This is a genomic window from Mesobacillus maritimus, from assembly GCF_044803185.1.
GTDB lineage: Bacteria > Bacillota > Bacilli > Bacillales > Cytobacillaceae > Mesobacillus_B > Mesobacillus_B maritimus_B.
On record NZ_CP085225.1, the window covers coordinates 3,543,098 to 3,563,361 of the forward strand.

Consider the following 20,264-nt stretch of genomic DNA (forward strand, 5'->3'; position numbering starts at 1 on the left):
ATGGTTGTTTTCATTTTGCCTGGCAACGTCCTACTCTCACAGGGGGAAACCCCCAACTACCATCGGCGCTGAGAAGCTTAACTTCCGTGTTCGGCATGGGAACGGGTGTGACCTTCTCGCTATCGCCACCAGACTATTTAATTAAAGGAAGGATATTTTGCTTGCGCAAAAATCTTTGTTCCCTCAAAACTAGATAATGTGTAAGAAGTAAAAGTAAAATTTGTATCATGTTGTCCAGCTCCGGCTCCTAGCCTCTCGAGTCGCTTCGGTCCATCCGCTGAAGTCAAAGAACGACTTCAACTGCTGGCCCTCCAGCGCTTGTCGAGGCTGATCAGTCGCCTCCGCTTTTCGTTTTTGGTTAAGTCCTCGATCGATTAGTATCAGTCAGCTCCACACGTCACCGCGCTTCCACCTCTGACCTATCAACCTGATCATCTTTCAGGGATCTTACTAGCTTGACGCTATGGGAAATCTCATCTTGAGGGGGGCTTCATGCTTAGATGCTTTCAGCACTTATCCCGTCCGCACATAGCTACCCAGCGATGCCTTTGGCAAGACAACTGGTACACCAGCGGTGCGTCCATCCCGGTCCTCTCGTACTAAGGACAGCTCCTCTCAAATTTCCTGCGCCCACGACGGATAGGGACCGAACTGTCTCACGACGTTCTGAACCCAGCTCGCGTACCGCTTTAATGGGCGAACAGCCCAACCCTTGGGACCGACTACAGCCCCAGGATGCGATGAGCCGACATCGAGGTGCCAAACCTCCCCGTCGATGTGGACTCTTGGGGGAGATAAGCCTGTTATCCCCGGGGTAGCTTTTATCCGTTGAGCGATGGCCCTTCCATGCGGAACCACCGGATCACTAAGCCCGACTTTCGTCCCTGCTCGACTTGTAGGTCTCGCAGTCAAGCTCCCTTGTGCCTTTACACTCTGCGAATGATTTCCAACCATTCTGAGGGAACCTTTGGGCGCCTCCGTTACATTTTAGGAGGCGACCGCCCCAGTCAAACTGCCCACCTGACACTGTCTCCCACCCCGATCAGGGGTGCGGGTTAGAATTTCAATACAGCCAGGGTAGTATCCCACCGACGCCTCCACCGAAGCTGGCGCTCCGGCTTCCAAGGCTCCTACCTATCCTGTACAAGCTGTACCAAAATTCAATATCAGGCTGCAGTAAAGCTCCACGGGGTCTTTCCGTCCTGTCGCGGGTAACCTGCATCTTCACAGGTACTATAATTTCACCGAGTCTCTCGTTGAGACAGTGCCCAGATCGTTACGCCTTTCGTGCGGGTCGGAACTTACCCGACAAGGAATTTCGCTACCTTAGGACCGTTATAGTTACGGCCGCCGTTTACTGGGGCTTCGATTCAAAGCTTCGCGTGAGCTAACCTCTCCTCTTAACCTTCCAGCACCGGGCAGGCGTCAGCCCCTATACTTCGCCTTGCGGCTTCGCAGAGACCTGTGTTTTTGCTAAACAGTCGCCTGGGCCTATTCACTGCGGCTTTTCAAGGCTTTAACACCCTAAAAAGCACCCCTTCTCCCGAAGTTACGGGGTCATTTTGCCGAGTTCCTTAACGAGAGTTCTCTCGCTCACCTTAGGATTCTCTCCTCGCCTACCTGTGTCGGTTTGCGGTACGGGCACCTTTCATCTCGCTAGAGGCTTTTCTTGGCAGTGTGGAATCAGGAACTTCGGTACTATATTTCCCTCGCTATCACAGCTCAGCCTTATGTGGTAACGGGATTTGCCTCGTTACCAGCCTAACTGCTTAGACGCACATATCCAGCAGTGCGCTTACCCTATCCTCCTGCGTCCCCCCATTGCTCAAACGATAAAGAGGTGGTACAGGAATATCAACCTGTTGTCCATCGCCTACGCCTTTCGGCCTCGGCTTAGGTCCCGACTAACCCTGAGAGGACGAGCCTTCCTCAGGAAACCTTAGGCATACGGTGGATGGGATTCTCACCCATCTTTCGCTACTCATACCGGCATTCTCACTTCTAAGCGCTCCACCAGTCCTTACGGTCTAGCTTCAACGCCCTTAGAACGCTCTCCTACCGCGGACATCGTAAGATGTCCACCCACAGCTTCGGTGATACGTTTAGCCCCGGTACATTTTCGGCGCAGAGTCACTCGACCAGTGAGCTATTACGCACTCTTTAAATGGTGGCTGCTTCTAAGCCAACATCCTGGTTGTCTAAGCAACTCCACATCCTTTTCCACTTAACGTATACTTTGGGACCTTAGCTGGTGGTCTGGGCTGTTTCCCTCTTGACTACGGATCTTATCACTCGCAGTCTGACTCCCACGGATAAGTCATTGGCATTCGGAGTTTGTCTGAATTCGGTAACCCGATGAGGGCCCCTAGTCCAAACAGTGCTCTACCTCCAAGACTCTCACTTCGTGAGGCTAGCCCTAAAGCTATTTCGGAGAGAACCAGCTATCTCCAGGTTCGATTGGAATTTCTCCGCTACCCACACCTCATCCCCGCACTTTTCAACGTGCGTGGGTTCGGGCCTCCAGTAGGTGTTACCCTACCTTCACCCTGGACATGGGTAGATCACCTGGTTTCGGGTCTACAACCACATACTTATTCGCCCTATTCAGACTCGCTTTCGCTGCGGCTCCGTCTTCTCGACTTAACCTTGCATGTAATCGTAACTCGCCGGTTCATTCTACAAAAGGCACGCCATCACTCATTAATGAGCTCTGACTACTTGTAGGCACACGGTTTCAGGATCTCTTTCACTCCCCTTCCGGGGTGCTTTTCACCTTTCCCTCACGGTACTGGTTCACTATCGGTCACTAGGGAGTATTTAGCCTTGGGAGATGGTCCTCCCAGCTTCCGACGGGATTTCACGTGTCCCGCCGTACTCAGGATCCACTCAGGAGGGAACGAAGTTTCAACTACAGGGTTTTTACCTTCTCTGACGGGCCTTTCCAGACCACTTCATTTACCCCGTTCCTTTGTAACTCCATGTTGAGTGTCCTACAACCCCAGAAGGACAAGCCTTCTGGTTTGGGCTAATCCCGTTTCGCTCGCCGCTACTCAGGGAATCGCATTTGCTTTCTCTTCCTCCGGGTACTTAGATGTTTCAGTTCCCCGGGTCTGCCTTCAATACCCTATGAATTCAGGTAAAGATACTGTTCCATTACGAACAGTGGGTTTCCCCATTCGGAAATCTCCGGATCAAAGCTTACTTACAGCTCCCCGAAGCATATCGGTGTTAGTCCCGTCCTTCATCGGCTCCTAGTGCCAAGGCATCCACCGTGCGCCCTTTCTAACTTAACCTATGGACGAATTTATTCGTCTCTATTAGACAATAAGTCTATGGTTTCTCTTATTAATAAAAGAGAGAAAAAAAGCGATACAAATGTGTGTTTTACTTTTGCCTTCTTACTTACAATTATCTAGTTTTCAAGGAACAAATAAATACGCTTTGAGAGAATTGCACTCTCAAAACTAAACAAACAAGCTAATCAACAGTGCAAATTTTTAAATTTGCTTAGTACGAATCGAAAGATTCGCATTCCGAATGCCCTTACGGCATTATCCTTAGAAAGGAGGTGATCCAGCCGCACCTTCCGATACGGCTACCTTGTTACGACTTCACCCCAATCATCTGTCCCACCTTAGGCGGCTGGCTCTATGCTTACGAAGCAAGTTTGCTCCGCAAACTCTTAGTTACCCCACCGACTTCGGGTGTTACAAACTCTCGTGGTGTGACGGGCGGTGTGTACAAGGCCCGGGAACGTATTCACCGCGGCATGCTGATCCGCGATTACTAGCGATTCCGGCTTCATGCAGGCGAGTTGCAGCCTGCAATCCGAACTGAGAATAGATTTATGGGATTTGCTTGACCTCGCGGCTTCGCTGCCCTTTGTTCTATCCATTGTAGCACGTGTGTAGCCCAGGTCATAAGGGGCATGATGATTTGACGTCATCCCCACCTTCCTCCGGTTTGTCACCGGCAGTCTCCTTAGAGTGCCCAACTGAATGCTGGCAACTAAGGACAAGGGTTGCGCTCGTTGCGGGACTTAACCCAACATCTCACGACACGAGCTGACGACAACCATGCACCACCTGTCACTCTGTCCCCCGAAGGGGAACGCTCTGTCTCCAGAGTTGTCAGAGGATGTCAAGACCTGGTAAGGTTCTTCGCGTTGCTTCGAATTAAACCACATGCTCCACCGCTTGTGCGGGCCCCCGTCAATTCCTTTGAGTTTCAGCCTTGCGGCCGTACTCCCCAGGCGGAGTGCTTAATGCGTTTGCTGCAGCACTAAAGGGCGGAAACCCTCTAACACTTAGCACTCATCGTTTACGGCGTGGACTACCAGGGTATCTAATCCTGTTCGCTCCCCACGCTTTCGCGCCTCAGCGTCAGTTACAGACCAGAGAGTCGCCTTCGCCACTGGTGTTCCTCCACATCTCTACGCATTTCACCGCTACACGTGGAATTCCACTCTCCTCTTCTGCACTCAAGTCCCCCAGTTTCCAATGACCCTCCACGGTTGAGCCGTGGGCTTTCACATCAGACTTAAAGGACCGCCTGCGCGCGCTTTACGCCCAATAATTCCGGACAACGCTTGCCACCTACGTATTACCGCGGCTGCTGGCACGTAGTTAGCCGTGGCTTTCTGGTTAGGTACCGTCAAGGTACCGGCAGTTACTCCGGTACTTGTTCTTCCCTAACAACAGAGCTTTACGACCCGAAGGCCTTCATCGCTCACGCGGCGTTGCTCCGTCAGACTTTCGTCCATTGCGGAAGATTCCCTACTGCTGCCTCCCGTAGGAGTCTGGGCCGTGTCTCAGTCCCAGTGTGGCCGATCACCCTCTCAGGTCGGCTACGCATCGTGGCCTTGGTGAGCCGTTACCTCACCAACTAGCTAATGCGCCGCGGGCCCATCTGTAAGTGACAGCCGAAACCGTCTTTCAGCATTCCCTCATGAGAGAGAATGAATTATCCGGTATTAGCCCCGGTTTCCCGGAGTTATCCCAGTCTTACAGGCAGGTTGCCCACGTGTTACTCACCCGTCCGCCGCTAATCTTTGGGAGCAAGCTCCCAAAGATCCGCTCGACTTGCATGTATTAGGCACGCCGCCAGCGTTCGTCCTGAGCCAGGATCAAACTCTCCAATAAAGAGTGATTAGCTCATAAAATAAAACGTTGGCTCATGCTTTTCTATATTAATAGAAGAAACATGATAAATATTGTTTGTTGACGCTTGTTTGTTTAGTTTTCAAAGAACAATCATATCAGTGTCGCTCAGAAGCGACATTTATTAATATATCACGTATAACTCATGAAATCAAGCAAAATATTATTTTAATATAATCAATTTAATGAGACGTTGCTGTCATCAACAGCGGATACTTAATATATAACATAATGGTTAACTCGTCAATACTTTTATTAGAAAAGTATTTTACTAGCGTTATATTCCGTTGCTGTCTGAAGCAGCTAAAATATATTACCATCCTTTTCACTCTTAAATCACTAGAAATATTTTACATTAAAAAGCAATGTCGTTTCCCTTTCCGATAGTCTCTTGCGTGTTGCTATCCAAAGAGATAGATGACTAGCAAAAGGAAAGGAAAGCCTTTTTCCAAAATGTCCTTTCTCTTTTTACTAGACTAGAGCATTGATCTGAGCTTTGTCCTTTTTTCCGTGCAAAACAAAATACAGACCTGTCGAGGCCAAAACGAAAGCTCCTAGAATCATATAAAGCGTAGAGTAGCTCATCATCGGTACAAATAATCCAAGTAGATACGGACCAAATCCAAGACCTGCGTCAAGGAAGATAAAGAACGTTGACGTCGCCAATCCCATTCGATGAGGAGGAGTTATTTTTACAGCGATTGCCTGTGTACATGACTGCATGTTCCCGAATCCAAGACCAATAAGGGCGCCCCCCAACAAAAAAGTCAAACTGTTGTGAGCTGACGCTAAAAGCAACATTCCGGCTGCAAAAAGAATAAACGCTGGGTACATAACATAATTTGCCCCTTTCACATCCATTAAACGACCTGTAAATGGTCGTGAAATTAATACGGCAATGGAGTAGACAAGAAAAAAGAAACTTGCTGCGCTAATCAGGTCAATTTCAATCGCATAAAAGTTAATAAAAGATAGAACACTAGAATAACAGAAAGCCACGACGAGCGTAATCACTGCAATGGGAACGGCCTTAGGCTCAATGAATTGAGAGAGTCTGATACTTTTCTTTTCAGAAACTTCGGTTGAGTGCTCCACTTGTGGAACATACACAAAGAAGGCAGTGATGAAACTAAAGATTCCTAAAGTCAGGCAAAGGCTAAAAATCATTTGCGTGCTCGTATGCTGGCTCATATAAAGTCCTATGAAGGGTCCGATAGCGGTCGCTAGCGTCGCACTCATACTATAATAGCCAATCCCTTCTCCCTTTCGCTTGTTTGGAATGATTTGAGCCACAATTGTCCCTGTTGCAGTGCTCGCAATCCCCATTGTTACTCCATGTAAAAAACGAGTCAGGAGCAGGAAGCCGATACCCAAGTGAATAAAATAGAATAAGGTAGTTATGGTGAATAAAATTAATCCAGTGAACAGCGTTTTTTTACGACCAATATGGTCGATACTCCTTCCAATAAACAGTCGCCCAATTAACGCCCCGACAATAAAAATTCCGGTTACTAGACCTGCCTGACTTGTCGTCGCATGAAATTGGTCGACGGCATAAACACCGATAATCACGACTAATAAATAAAAGACGAGTGTTAACAAAAAATTCACGCTGGATACAATGATAAAATCTTTGGTCCATAATTTAGGTTTATTCACTTTTGTTCTCCTCTCGTTTCACCATATTGTCCTTCATTTCAAGCAATGTATGAAACGTTGTGAGTTGTGCCTGCTGGTTAATTCCTTGCATCATGCTATGTTCCAAACTGGTTATTTTTTTTCGACATTCCTTATAAATCTCTTCCCCTCTTGGTGTCAGCTGAATGACTTTTTCTCGCCGATCCTTCCCTGGAATTTGCTTCACAATCTCCAACTCTTCCAGCCGGTGAACCCTTCTAGTGATTGTTGGCTTTTCAACCTGATAATGATTCGAAATATCAACAAGCGTTGAAGATCCATGGTTTTTGATATAAAAAATAACCTGCCATAAAGAGTATGAAAGCTCATATGTACTCATCAATTCGTTTAATTTTGTGATTAGTGGTCGATACAGACTTAAATATCGTTGAAAAAAACCTTCCAATTATGTCACTCCTACTATCGAATTCCCCTTAAGGGTCTACTAATATAATTACCTTGGGTAATGGTTATTAAGGATAACTATAGAGGTTGTGGATTTAGTTGTCAAGGGTAACTACTTTCATTTGGTTTTATCATTTTTATTCTTGATGAACAAAAAAAGAACGCTCTTTATCGAACTTTGTCGACTGAAAACCTAGTAAAGATGAACCCGAAATCTGGTAAGGAATCATCAAGAAATTCGATTCATAGGGCCGATAAAGCCAAAAGGAGCTAGCTTAGGCCGTGGAATGCTTCACATAAAAAAAAGTCCAAGAGACAGCTAAAACTAGCCGTTCTCTTGAACTTTGGTTTTATTTATATAATAGGGCTTAAATCGCCCAGTCTCCATTACGGAAGATTGGAACAATCGTGCCATCTGCTTTGATGCCATCAATGTCCATTTTGTCAGAACCAATCATGAAGTCAACATGAACAATCGATGTGTTCATCCCATTTTTTAATAATTCTTCCTGACTCATTTTCGTCCCACCTTGAATGGTAGTCGGATAAGCTGAACCAATCGCTAGATGATTTGATGCATTCTCATCAAATAGAGTCGTAAAGAAGGTGATACCCGATTGAGATATTGGAGATGGATCTGGAACAAGAGCCACTTCGCCTAGCCCAGTTCCGCCTTCGTTATCAAAGACCAATTTTTTAATGGTCGCATCGCCTTTTTCAGCGGAGATATCAACGATTTTCCCATCTTTAAAATGCACTTCAATGCCTTCGATTAATGTACCAGCATAGCTTAGTGGTTTAGTACTGCGAACTACACCTTCCATGCGATGAGTATCAGGAGCTGAATAAACTTCTTCCGTCGGCATGTTAGCAATAAATTCTTCGCCTTTTGGATTTTTACTTTCTGCACTACACCATATATGGTTCTTCGCTAAACCTAACGTTAAATCGGTACCAGGTGCTGTATAGTGTAGGGCATCGAATTGCATCTCATTTAATTTAGCTGCTTTTTCATTTAATGTTTTTTTATGTTCATCCCAAGCGGTAATTGGGTCCTCTTCATAGACACGACAAGTTTTGAAAATTTGATCCCAGAGTGCATCAACTTGTTCCTCAGAAGTTTTCAAGTCCGGGAATACTTTTTCGGCCCAACCCGCTCCAGCTGCAGAAGCAACGGTCCATTTCAAATCATCATTTTGTGTTGCCTTGCGCTGAGCGTGAAATGCTTTTCCAGCGACGTTCTGATAGGCAGCAATTTTAGCCGGATCTACTTCATTCATTAAGCCCGGATCGCTAGATACAATTGACAAACGACTAACGCGATGATTCAATACATGGTCTTCAGATTCTTGAATTTCGTACTCAGGAATGTTTGTCAGCACTTCTGTTGGTTGATGCAAATAATGAAGTTTGCTAATCTCATCATCGGACCATTTCACAATTACCTTTTCAGCACCTAATGCATAGGCTTCTTGTGTGATTAAACGTGCCAAAGGCGCTTGGTCAACGGTTATTGTCATTTTCACCCAATCACCAGATTGAACATTGATTCCCTTTGTCACTAATAATTTTGCATATTTATGTAGATTTTCTTCAAAGTTAGGTAGCACCATTTTGACCTCCAAATAAATTTAGTTTTATTTATTATAGTAACATAATTGTGAAATCTACCCTAAAATAAATACTTGTCGTTTCTTAAGGATCATGATTCTTTTTATATAGAAGAAAAGCGTTGTTTTATTAAATCATTCAGTTGTGTGAATGCCTTTTTAACCAACTCTTTTGGAACCTCGTCATACAAATCACCCATGCTAACTTCAAAATAACAGCTTTTTTCATTGATTTCTTTTGAATAACTTGTCAGACCAAGTCCTGTTTGTTGTTGAACTTCTGTCAAAACAGTCTCAACTTGGTCTTTAGATAGATGAAAATGAACATGGAACATATTTGAAACAGGGATAAGTGGCAAGGTTGAAACACCGTGACAAGTGTTATAAAATTGAGCGAGCTCCTTTGCTGCCTCATAGTATTGTTCCATTTTATGTGCGCGCCTATTAAAATAATAATCCGCTGATAGAATATAGGGGTATAAGCTTATTAAATCGCCACCATAGCGCCGTTTCCAAACCTTCGCATTTTTGATAAACGCCTTATCCCCAGCCAATATCGCTCCAGCAATTCCGCCAATCCCTTTATAAAATGAAACGTAAATGCTGTCAAAGAGGGCGCAAACCTCAGCAGCAGTTTTCTGGTAATAAGGAAGCACTTCTAATAGTCGTGCTCCATCAAGATGAAGCTTCATTCCATTTTCTTGGCAGTATTCAGAAATCTGTTTTAGCGTTTCAAAGCTTGGCAATTGCCCACCAATTTCACGTTGAGGCAATTCCAACAAGATGCTTGCGACAGGTTCCTCTATGTTCAAAACATCTTCAATCTCAATGACTCGACCTTTATCTGCAAGCAAAATCGTTTCAATCTTATGTAGCTCTTTCAATCCATCTTCTTCGTGAATTTCTAAATGGCTTAACGGATGATATGCTACTTTTCTCAGACCTTTTTCATCGCACCAAATTCGCAGGGCAATTTGCTGCGCCATTGTTCCACTCGGGAAAAACACTGCTTCCTCTTTCCCCAGCAATCTAGCCATCTTCTCTTGAAACTCTGCAATAACACTGCCCTCTCCATATAGGTCGCTTTCCACATCACCATCAATGGATTGAAAAGCTTCCTTTAATACATGAATATTGCGCTTCCCGTGACCGGACAATGGGTATTTGCTTTGCTTATAAGATTCTTTTAATGTACTTTGTTTCATTATGTATGATACCCCTATCAACTTTTATATTAATCACTTCTTTAGTATACAACATCAATAATGGTCAGGAAGCATAGGAACGGTTTCTCTTGCTTCCCCAAAAAAAGACTGAAAAGAATCCTTCGTGGATTCTCTTCAGTCTTTTTTGTTTTGGCTTATTGAACTCTTTTAATTCTTCCTTCTGATTTATATTCAAAAGGAGATGATAGAGTTTTTACGTAGTTAATAGTTGCGTCAATATCGACTGGTCCCACTTCCATATCGGTCGAAAGACTACCTATGCTTGCACCGATATTCCCGTACATATAGTTGTTTACGACGACAGTATATTCTTTTGCTGGATCAATCGGCGTTCCATCCGGCAATAAGATATCAACGATTTTACCCGTTTTAGCTGCATCATCATAGGTATAAGTGTACTTGAACCCGGAGATATGATAGTCAAGGCCTCGAGCTGTAATTTGCTCATCTAAGATAACCCGTAGATCTGCACCGCTTAGCATTACCTTGTTAAGAACATTCCCAAATGGCTGAACCGCGAATAAATCACCGAATGTGACTTCACCGGCTTCTAATGGAGAGCGCACACCGCCACCATTCATTAACGCAAAGTCAGAATCCATCGCAACTTTCATCCCATCAGCAATTAAATTTCCTAGTGCAAGGTCACCAAACTCTCTTGCGACTGTTGGATAGCCTTTTTCAAGGGTAGTGAGAGAATCACCAACTACCTCCGCCTTTATTGGTTCAGCCAGTTCTGAATACTTTGCCATAATTTCAGCTACTTTTCCGTCTGGAGTATAGTCCTTTTGGAAAACCGTTTTAATTTCCGCTGTTTTGCTAAAGATATCCCCAGTAAATGGATCAATCTCCAAATCCACATCCGAGAAGGCAGATCCGTAAGAATAAGCTTGAACAATTAGTTTATTGTCCACCAAACGGTTTACACTCACGTGATTGTGGGCTGCAAAGATAACGTCTACTTCATCATTAATTTGTTCTGCGATTCGGCTCGCATCAAATTTATCGGTGTATCCGGTTTGTGTAGCTGGGTTATGTGCAAGGACCACAATCGCTTCAACGGCTTGCTCTTTTAACTCTGCCGTATATTTGTTAATCGCTTCTACTTCATCAGTGATTTGTAGTGTTTCATTTCCTTTTCTCACAATCATCTCAGGTGTTTCCTGTGTAACGACTCCAATGACACCAACCTTTTGTCCACCTGTTTCTAAAACAGTAAAAGGATCGGTAATCAACAGTCCGTCTCTTGTGTCATACGCATTAGCTGCTACCATTGGAAAATCGATTCCATCATAACCAGGAGTTCCATTTTGATGCTCGCCACCATTGAGCATACGGTTTAGTTCATCAATGCCTTCATCAAACTCGTGATTGCCCAAAGTACCAGCATCAAAACCAATCTCTTCAAGTATTTCAATGGTAGGCTCGTCCTGGAAAAGAGCCGAAATTAGCGGGCTTCCACCGATCATATCGCCTGCGTGAAGCATTAACGTGTTAGGATTCGTTGCCTCTTCTTGCTTTAACGCAGCAGCTGTGTACTCAACATGGCCAGCTGGTTCTTGATTTACCTTGGTAATAGTATCTAGCTGCCCATGTAAATCATTTAATCCTAAAAGTTGAACCTTTACCCCACGGTTAAGGTCGATATTGAAGATGCCAAAACCGTTAGCATCTATTTGGCCAGAATAAGAGAACGGACTCCCTTCACCGATATATCGCTCAGCCTTTGGTGAAGTCGTAAACGTTACATTCACATCCGCCAAGATTGGCGCAATCGACCAGTTGTTATCGGCAGTTGGCGTAATTTCTTTTACCTCAGAAATGTAATCCATTAAAATTTGACGGTTTTCATCGGCTGAGTCAACCACTAACTCACTGCCTTTTAACCCAGGGAAGTTACCGCCTCCTCCAGCACGATAGTTATTCGTCACAACGACAAACTCCTGTTCAGGGTCAATTGGTTCTCCATTGTACTCAAGGTTTAGGACACGGCTGGATTCTGGGTTAATCAAGTTTCCGTTCTTGTCATATTTCGGCTCTTTCGTTACATCGATTTGGTATTCAACACCGTCAATGACATCAAAGTTGTAAACCGGGAAGCTAGGATTTAATAATTCCTGTGCTTCTGTTGTAGAAGTGTCAATGGTATTGAATTTACCTGCAGTCATCTCAATCCATTCCTTGACAACGGACCCACTCACTTTAACCGCTTTTAACGTATTGTCATAAAGGTATAAATCACCCGCACTGCGAATCGTTAAATCACCTTTTTTAATTTCGGTATATTCATCTACCCCATTACGGCCTGCTTTGAATGGAGCACCTACTGATAAAATTGGTAAGTCTTTTAATTCTGGCTTGTTTAACTCAAGGTAATTTTCAACATACCATTTCTGAGCGTTCGTTACGACTTGAATGGATGGGTCATCTTGTACGAGTGCAAAATAGCTGTAAATGTCATCAGTTGTTGTACCGATTGGAGTATTTACATACTCAATTGTAGCCTCGTGTTCATCAGTAACTGCCTCCACAATTTCTTCATCAGGTTGGACTGTATCGATTGCTCTTGTGGAAGACTGGGAGGTAGCAACCGACCACTTTCCTTTGACCTTTTGTAAAGTAAGGTCAATGATTCCCAAGGCACCGCCGCCGTATCCAGCTTGAACGGCTGCAACACCATTGATGGTTCCTTTTGCGTTATCTACCCCTGGCAAAGGTTGTCCATCTGCCCCTTTAAATAAAGCATCTAAACTAGTAACATCTTTTGCCGGGAATACTTTATGTGTATGAGAGAACGTAATCGCATCAACACCAGATACTTTACTCAATGCATAAACCGTGTCTTCCGTATTAGCTTCATTTCCACTAAAGCCAGAGTGAGCCATGGCAATTACGACATCTGCTCCTTCAGCTTTCATTTGCGGTACATACTTTTCCGCAGCCTCGACCACGTTCTTCGTTATGACCTTGCCATCAAGATGGGCTTTGTCCCACTCATTGATTTGAGGTGGAACAAATCCGATGTAGCCAATTTTAATGACATTAATCTTGCCAGCTTCATCCACTACTTTTTTATTAACAATTTTATATGGTGCATATTTATTTACATCATTTGTTGGGTCATTGTCATGGTCATCTACATAAACGTTTGCGTTCACATATGGGAAATTGGCATCGTCATAGACTTCATCCAAATATTCTAGTCCATAGTTGAATTCATGGTTTCCTAATGTCGCCATGTCATATCCCATAATGTTCATAGCTTCTATCGCAGGATGGACTTCTCCTTCTTCAAGCGGATCAACCTTCGCTTTGTATGTGCCTAGCGGGTTTCCTTGAATGAGGTCACCGTTATCTACTAGTACAGAATTGTCTGCTTCTGCACGCGCTTGTTTTACAAGAGTGGCCGTTTTTGCGAGCCCCAGTTTTGGTGCTTCGGTGTTCTTGTAATAATCATAGCTTAATAAATTCGAATGAATGTCAGTTGTTCCCATGATGCGGAGTTCTACTTCTGATTGAATTTTTGGTTCAGTCGGTTTTGCTGCTAGGACATTAAACGGCATTAAAGGTGTTGCTAGCAAGCTTAGCGCAAGAGTACTGGATAAAATCTTTTTCCCCTTAGATTTGCTCCTCTTTTTCATTCGCTACATCCATCCTTTGATATTTTTTGAACCCAAAGGGCTCTAAAATTAAATATAGCAGAATTATTTTTTAAAAGTTAACAACATTAAAAATACGAATCTAACGGACTAGGATATTTTTTCAGAGTGAACTATAAGACCTATTAAGTAAGTAGAAGAATGGTCTCCTTTCCCTCTTTCATAGTAGTATTGACCTGTGTGGATTCGTTTCTTTAGAAAAAATAAATAGGCCCTCCGCTTTAGTTTTGGCGGAAGGCCTTTTATCTTAGAATGATTATAGATTTTAATTGAAGGAATAATGGACAGCCCCACCCGTCATCACACCAGCGGTAATCTCACCTGTGAGGTTGTTCCTTTGTTTTCTTTACTATAAAAAGTAAGACTTCCATTATGTTGTCTTATAATTCTGAAGCAGAGCATTAAGCCTAATCCGGTTCCTTTTTCTTTATTGCTATAGAATGGTTCTCCTAGCCTTTTTAGACGCTCTTCACTAATGCCAATTCCGTTATCAATAACGTTAATGAGAAGCGCTTCTTGTTCAACACTTACTGTGATTTTAATTAAGCCCTTCCTTGTTAAATCGATGGCTTCCATACTATTTTTACACAGATTGAGTAAAACTTGTTTGATTTGATTGGCGTCACACATGATTTCTGGGATGTCTTGTTGTATTTCGATGGTGAATTCAATATTTTTCAGGTGCGCCTCTGATTTTATTAATGTTTCGACCTCTTTAACTAAGATAGGGATGTTTACGGGTCTAGGCTGAATTTCTTGTGGTTTTGCCAGCGAAAGAAACTCCTTAATAATCCCTTCTATACGGTCAAATTCTGACAGGATGATATCGAAATATTCATCTCTTATTAGTCCTTGCTGGAATAGCTGGATAAACCCTTTTATCGCAGTGATTGGATTTCTTATCTCATGGGCAACACCAGCTGCTAGCTCGCCAACGAGCGATAATTTCTCTGAATTCCATAAAAGTTCTTCTGCTCTTCTTTTCTCCGTAATATCCTTTGCCACAACCATAATATGTTCCACAGTGTCTTTTTCACTTATGACCGGTGTTCCTGTGCATTCAAGTAATTTCCATTCACCATTTGCATGTAACAAGCGCAGCTCCATTTTCGTAGGAGATTTACTTCGAATGATTTCTTCAAATTTCATCATTACTAAGGTAGTATCTTCCGGATGAACGAGATCAGATGTATTGTTGCCCTCAAAATATTCTGGGGAATAGCCAAGTACTGGTTCATGAGAAGGGGATGCATAGATTCCCTTCCCGTTCACGTCAAACAAAATAAGCAAATCTGTCATGTTTTCAGCAATCAACCGATATTTATTTTCACTTTCAAGTAAGGCTCTTTCTGCCTTTTTGCGGTCGGTGATATCGAAGCATGAAGCAATAACCTCCACAACTTCTCCCCCACGTTTTATCGGGCTTAACGTAGCAAGATAGTGGATCCCATTAATTTCTTCTTCATAAGTGACATTTTCTTCCCCATTCCATGCTCTTTCATAGTGCACCAGCTTTTCTTTGGCCATATGTTTAGGAAGAAAATCGTGTAACTGTTTCCCAACTACAAGATTCGGAATAAGACCCATTCGATATAATAACTCGCCGTCACATAAGGTATGGATAAATTGACCATTTATTTTTTTGTATTTATATATCATTCCTTGTTGTAAATGTATGGTTTCATTTAATTCCTTACGCGCTTGACGAACTAACTCTTCTGCCCACATTCGTTCATTTATATCTTGTGGCAGACCGAAATCCTTCACGACATTTTCTATTTCAAAAACCGTAACCATTATTTTATTTGCTGGCATTGGTTTAGTAAAGAAATACCCTTGTCCCTCATCACAAAGATGTTGTTGTAGATAAATCAGTTGTTCTTTTGTTTGAATTCCTTCAGCCACCACATTCAAATTTAAATTGTGTGCCATTGAAATAATCGTTGTGACGATTGTTTTGTCATTCATATTGCTTTCCATTCTATGGATTAAGGACTGATCAATCTTTAAGTTATCAATAGGAAACCTTTGCAAATAGTTTAATGAACTAAAACCTGTACCAAAATCATCAATACTGATACGAACACCTAGTTTTTTCAAATTTTGTAAAGTAGAAATTGTTCGTTCAATATTCGCAGTCATGCTATCAGTAATCTCAAGCTCTAAGGATTGCGGATTTAACTCCGTCTGTAGCAGTACTCGAGAGACTGTTTCATCAAAATTTGATTGAGTAAACTGCCTTGCAGAAACATTAACAGATACAGTTGTTTTAAACCCTTTTTGCTGCCATTCTTTGTTTTGTTTACAAGCATGATAGAGTACCCATTCACCGATTGGAATGATTAAACCTGTTTCTTCCGCAATCGGAATAAAGTCCCCAGGTGAAATAGTTCCTAACTCAGGGTGATTCCAACGGATTAAAGCTTCCACGCCGACTATTTTACCCGTTTTTAAGCTCACCTTAGGTTGATAATGAAGGATTAACTCTTCTTTGTGAATCGCCTTATGGAGATCCATTTCCAATTTTATAGGGTTCATATTGGGTTCTAATTCTTTTGAAGAGTAAAATTTATAATTATTTTTCCCTTGTTTTTTTGCTTGATATAATGCAAAATCAGCATGTTTTAACAAGTCTTCCGCGGTATCGCCATCTTCCGGAAAGACACTAATCCCGATACTTGAGGAGGTGAAAAGATCATAATTTTGGATTTTGAATGGTGCTTCTAGATCATTCAGAATTCTTTTGCAAACGTTTGAAGCCACATCTCGGTCAGCATCTTTTAATACGACAATAAATTTATCGCCATTCTGTTTGAAGAAAACATCATAATCTGATAAAGATTCTTTTATTCGATTACCAACTATTTTTAATAACTGGTCTCCGGTAGTGTGACCTAAGGTATCATTTATCGCTTTAAATCGGTCTAGGTCCATAAATAGAACGGCAAAACTTTGTCTATTTTCTTTAACCTTGGTCATTTCAGAAAATAGACATGCATATAACTTATTGTCTACCAAGATTTCAACACTATCATTTGTAGGTACCACTTTTGTTTCAGATTTCACTACATCTACATCATCATATAAAATGGAATTATCCCAAGCTTGTACTCCTTTGAGTTGGTTTTGGAGCCTGATTATTTCCTCTTTTTGAACAGTAATGTCATGAACCGAACCTGTTAAAGCAACTACCTTTCCTATGTTATTAAAGATAGGATTGGCACAATTCTGTACCCACCTAACCTCACCATCTGGCCGAATAATCCTGTATTCTACTGCTGTCGCTTCTCCTAGTAAAAGCAGATTCATCGCATCTTCAATTGTTTGCTGATCTTCATGACTGACTGAATTCATCCATAGTTTTGGATTTACTATAAACTCTTCCTGTGTATAACCGTATATGGAAGCCAACCCTTTTGTTACCCATAATACATTTTCAGCTAAATCTTTATACCAAATCGTTAATTCAGGACACTCAAAAATATTTCTAAAAAGTTGATTCGAGCCTGAATTTTCATCTATAAGGGTTGTAATCGTCTTAACATCCATATGAAAACTCCGTCCTTGTTTAAATATATAAGACTATTTCCTTTTTGAAATAGTGATTGATAGAATCATATTTTCTGTACAACGGTACGCATCCTTAGGTTGCGAGCGATCCCCGTAGTTTATTGTTCTCTTTTTTTATAAATATAATTATACAATTATTAAGACATAAATAGAAGAAGAGACTGAGGGGACGTTCCTTTTCTATCCGACGTTCGCTTAAACAAATAAAGGACCCCAAATAGGGGTCCTTGCTAGGAACAAGACTCTAACCTCACAACATTTAAATCTTTCGTTCAACCTCTGCTCGAATCAAGTTTATGACATCATCAGATAAATTAGCGGGAAGTGACGTTTCATCCATAAACATCCAGCTATTGATAACTTCTAGGTCCGCTTTTTTAAATGTGATGCTATAATGATGATTCTGATGCGTAAAATCAGTGGTGACGTATTCCTCTCCATCAAATCCATCGTCAATAATCATATCAGTGATTTCATATGAATTCATACTCAACCTCCTTATGAAATTCTTTATGGTTTAGGGTTCTCTTTATCGTTTTTGTTATACTTTTATATAAAGGCTCTTTCCTAAAACTTTTTTGCTTTTAGATATAAAATAGAATGAATTAAGCTTTGTTTACTCCAAGAAAGCTTTTATTATCTGAGAAAAGAGCTTGCAAACTTCCTATAACGTACTAAATAGCTTATATTACGTTAAAATCGGCTTTAGGTAGTAAAAATCGGCTTTAAGATTTTTACAATTTTAACAACAATCTTTACGAAAACAGCCTATATAAAAGACCAAAAGAATCTAGTTTATGGATTCGGATGCCATAATTTTTTTAAAAGACTCTGGACTGCATATCACATACAGTTCTGCATCACTCGGGATACGTTCTTCCAATTTAGTGAGAATATTAAAGTCATTCCGATCTGAGATTAAATTTGCCCCAACTTTTTTAAGATCTTCAAACGCATCATTATAGGTTGTCCATAAATCCCTTTTTTCCACTTTTCGTATATCCACTCCACTTCTGCTACTCAGAAGCTCCATAATCATTTTACTAGAACCTTTGTCTACTGCAGCCTTTGCCATCATATCTGATAATGCCTCATCCGACACGATGAACTCATCTACGTTCGCATGCTTAAAATTGGAAATGTGCTTATCCTTTAGAATTTCAACTATGGTATAAATTTCTGTTTTCCTCTCGACGGCATAGCTCTCAATGGCCGACACAATCAAGAGTGATTGTCCATCTGCAGCAACCGAATTTGCCTCGTTATCTCTAGTGAACACCAACACAGCTCTAGCCTCCACAACATTTGCCTTCTCTAATGTATGTTTATCTGTAGGATCCCCTTGTATATAGGAAAATCTTTCGTGTTCAAATGGGGCATTCTTTAACGAGTCAATAACAAGTATCTTCGCTTGCTGGTCAATTTCTAGCAATTCATTCATGGTATGCTTAGACTTATTGGACCATCCAATGATGACATAATGATTTCTCCCCTTAAACCGCAACTTCCCTTCCTCCTTTAGCTTACGGTATATACCAAAGCCTTCAACAATTTTTCCTATCACGATTCCAATTAAGCCTATTCCAACCAAATATAGAAATAACCCGAAAATACGGCCAGCGATTGTTTGTGGTACAAAATCACCGTACCCTGTTGTCGTAACTGTCGTCATCACGTACCAAAAGCCTACAAAGGCATTTGGAAAATTCTCTGGTTCTAACCAATGGATAATAAATGAACTACTAATTAAGAACAGAATCGTTACAATCAACAAGGTGTATTTCCTAATCCGTACAGTCATTCTCATGATTTCAAACATAAAGAGAATAGTTAACATCGATACCCTCCAGTAAAAAAACTAACAATACTATATTTGTTCCCCGTGAAGTGGGAATATATATCGTGCCAGCTATTGAGGAGTATACGAGAAGTAACTGTAAACTTTCAAAATGGACTACCTGCTATATTCTGGAGTGTCAGAAACAAAAAAAAGACTGCCTTCAAGGGCAGTTTATTTTCGAACATTACACCATCATTTCCCACTTTCTATTATTAGCGACTTCCGAAAGCCGAGAATCTGGTTTCACAGCAACTGGATTTCCCACTAACTCCAACACATCTAGATCAGAATAACTATCACCATAGGCGTAGCTATTGGCCCAATCCACTTCGACATTAGAGAATTGCTCTTGAACAACTTCTTTCTTGCGGTATCCTTGAATCGGATCGATACGAACCTGTTTGCCCTTTTGAAGATTAAACGGAATGCTTGTTCCAATAATCCTATCGAAAGAAATATTCTTCGTAACAGAATGTAGGAGCGGTTCGAACGCACCAGAAACAAGCATAATATAATAACCATCTTTTCTGTGTTGCTCCAATCGTTGGACAACAGAATCACTAAGCTTCGTACTCATACTGTCCCCTAATTCGTAAAAGAATTGATTAATCTCTTCTTTAGATGTGGACTTAAAAGAAGATAAATAACGTCTCATTGAATATTCTTTCATCGTCTTTTCAGGACAAAGCTTACATTTGTAGGCTACATAAACGGGGATTAATCCTGTAATAAAATGACGGTAGTTTTGATGATAATTTGGATGGGTTTTTAAATGGTTCATTAAAAGTGGAAACGTCTCTTTAGGAAATAATGTTCCATCAAAATCAAAAATAGCTAGCTTCAAAATAATCTTCCCTCCATACAAATATATTCTTTAGTCCATAACTAGTCCATAACCCATTGAATTTCAAAGGAGAAAAGAGTGCACCTAACTAAACTCCATATCCAATTCACTCCAAAAGATTCCATTCTATTATTATACATGACTCTTCATCACCGCACTGTTTAAAATTAGAATTTTAGGTCAACTCTGCATAGATAAAAAATCCACCCAGACTAGCTAGGTGGATGATGTTCTTCCTATTAAAATGATTAAGCCTTCAAAATATACATCTAAC

Annotated in this window: 9 protein-coding genes and 3 rRNA genes; all 12 read right to left on the reverse strand. The window is 41.6% G+C overall.

The window, feature by feature from the left end:
- Positions 1 to 17: 17 nt before the first annotated feature.
- A 5S ribosomal RNA gene (gene rrf / locus LG336_RS17095) occupies positions 18 to 133 on the reverse strand.
- 221 nt (positions 134 to 354) lie between these two features.
- Positions 355 to 3,293 (reverse strand): 23S ribosomal RNA (locus LG336_RS17100).
- A 268-nt stretch (positions 3,294 to 3,561) separates the two neighbouring features.
- Positions 3,562 to 5,141, reverse strand: a 16S ribosomal RNA gene (locus LG336_RS17105).
- Together the 16S, 23S and 5S rRNA genes form the textbook arrangement of a ribosomal RNA operon.
- Before the next feature lie 489 nt (positions 5,142 to 5,630).
- Entirely contained in the window at positions 5,631 to 6,818 is a 1,188-nt protein-coding gene (locus tag LG336_RS17110) for an MFS transporter (RefSeq protein WP_404328688.1), read from the reverse strand.
- Positions 6,811 to 7,242, reverse strand: coding sequence for a MarR family winged helix-turn-helix transcriptional regulator (locus LG336_RS17115; RefSeq protein ID WP_404328689.1), 432 nt, complete (start codon positions 7,240 to 7,242; stop codon positions 6,811 to 6,813). The genes LG336_RS17110 and LG336_RS17115 overlap by 8 nt, the downstream gene beginning before the upstream one ends.
- A 367-nt stretch (positions 7,243 to 7,609) precedes the next feature.
- On the reverse strand, positions 7,610 to 8,854 hold the full coding sequence (locus LG336_RS17120) for an aminopeptidase (protein ID WP_404328690.1): 1,245 nt from the start codon (positions 8,852 to 8,854) through the stop codon (positions 7,610 to 7,612).
- Positions 8,855 to 8,955: 101 nt separating this feature from the next.
- Positions 8,956 to 10,059 (reverse strand): threonine aldolase family protein, encoded by a 1,104-nt coding sequence (locus LG336_RS17125; RefSeq protein WP_404333201.1) that lies wholly within the window; start codon positions 10,057 to 10,059, stop codon positions 8,956 to 8,958.
- A 152-nt stretch (positions 10,060 to 10,211) separates the two neighbouring features.
- Positions 10,212 to 13,718: a bifunctional 2',3'-cyclic-nucleotide 2'-phosphodiesterase/3'-nucleotidase gene (locus tag LG336_RS17130; protein ID WP_404328691.1), complete on the reverse strand. Its 3,507-nt coding sequence runs from the start codon at positions 13,716 to 13,718 to the stop codon at positions 10,212 to 10,214.
- Positions 13,719 to 14,036: 318 nt separating this feature from the next.
- Positions 14,037 to 17,285, reverse strand: coding sequence for an EAL domain-containing protein (locus tag LG336_RS17135; protein WP_404328692.1), 3,249 nt, complete (start codon positions 17,283 to 17,285; stop codon positions 14,037 to 14,039).
- 280 nt (positions 17,286 to 17,565) lie between these two features.
- On the reverse strand, positions 17,566 to 17,793 hold the full coding sequence (locus LG336_RS17140; RefSeq protein WP_404328693.1) for a hypothetical protein: 228 nt from the start codon (positions 17,791 to 17,793) through the stop codon (positions 17,566 to 17,568).
- A gap of 303 nt (positions 17,794 to 18,096) precedes the next feature.
- Positions 18,097 to 19,143 (reverse strand): ion channel, encoded by a 1,047-nt coding sequence (locus tag LG336_RS17145; RefSeq protein WP_404328694.1) that lies wholly within the window; start codon positions 19,141 to 19,143, stop codon positions 18,097 to 18,099.
- A gap of 187 nt (positions 19,144 to 19,330) precedes the next feature.
- Entirely contained in the window at positions 19,331 to 19,990 is a 660-nt protein-coding gene (locus tag LG336_RS17150; protein ID WP_404328695.1) for an HAD family hydrolase, read from the reverse strand.
- Between the last annotated feature and the right edge of the window lie 274 nt (positions 19,991 to 20,264).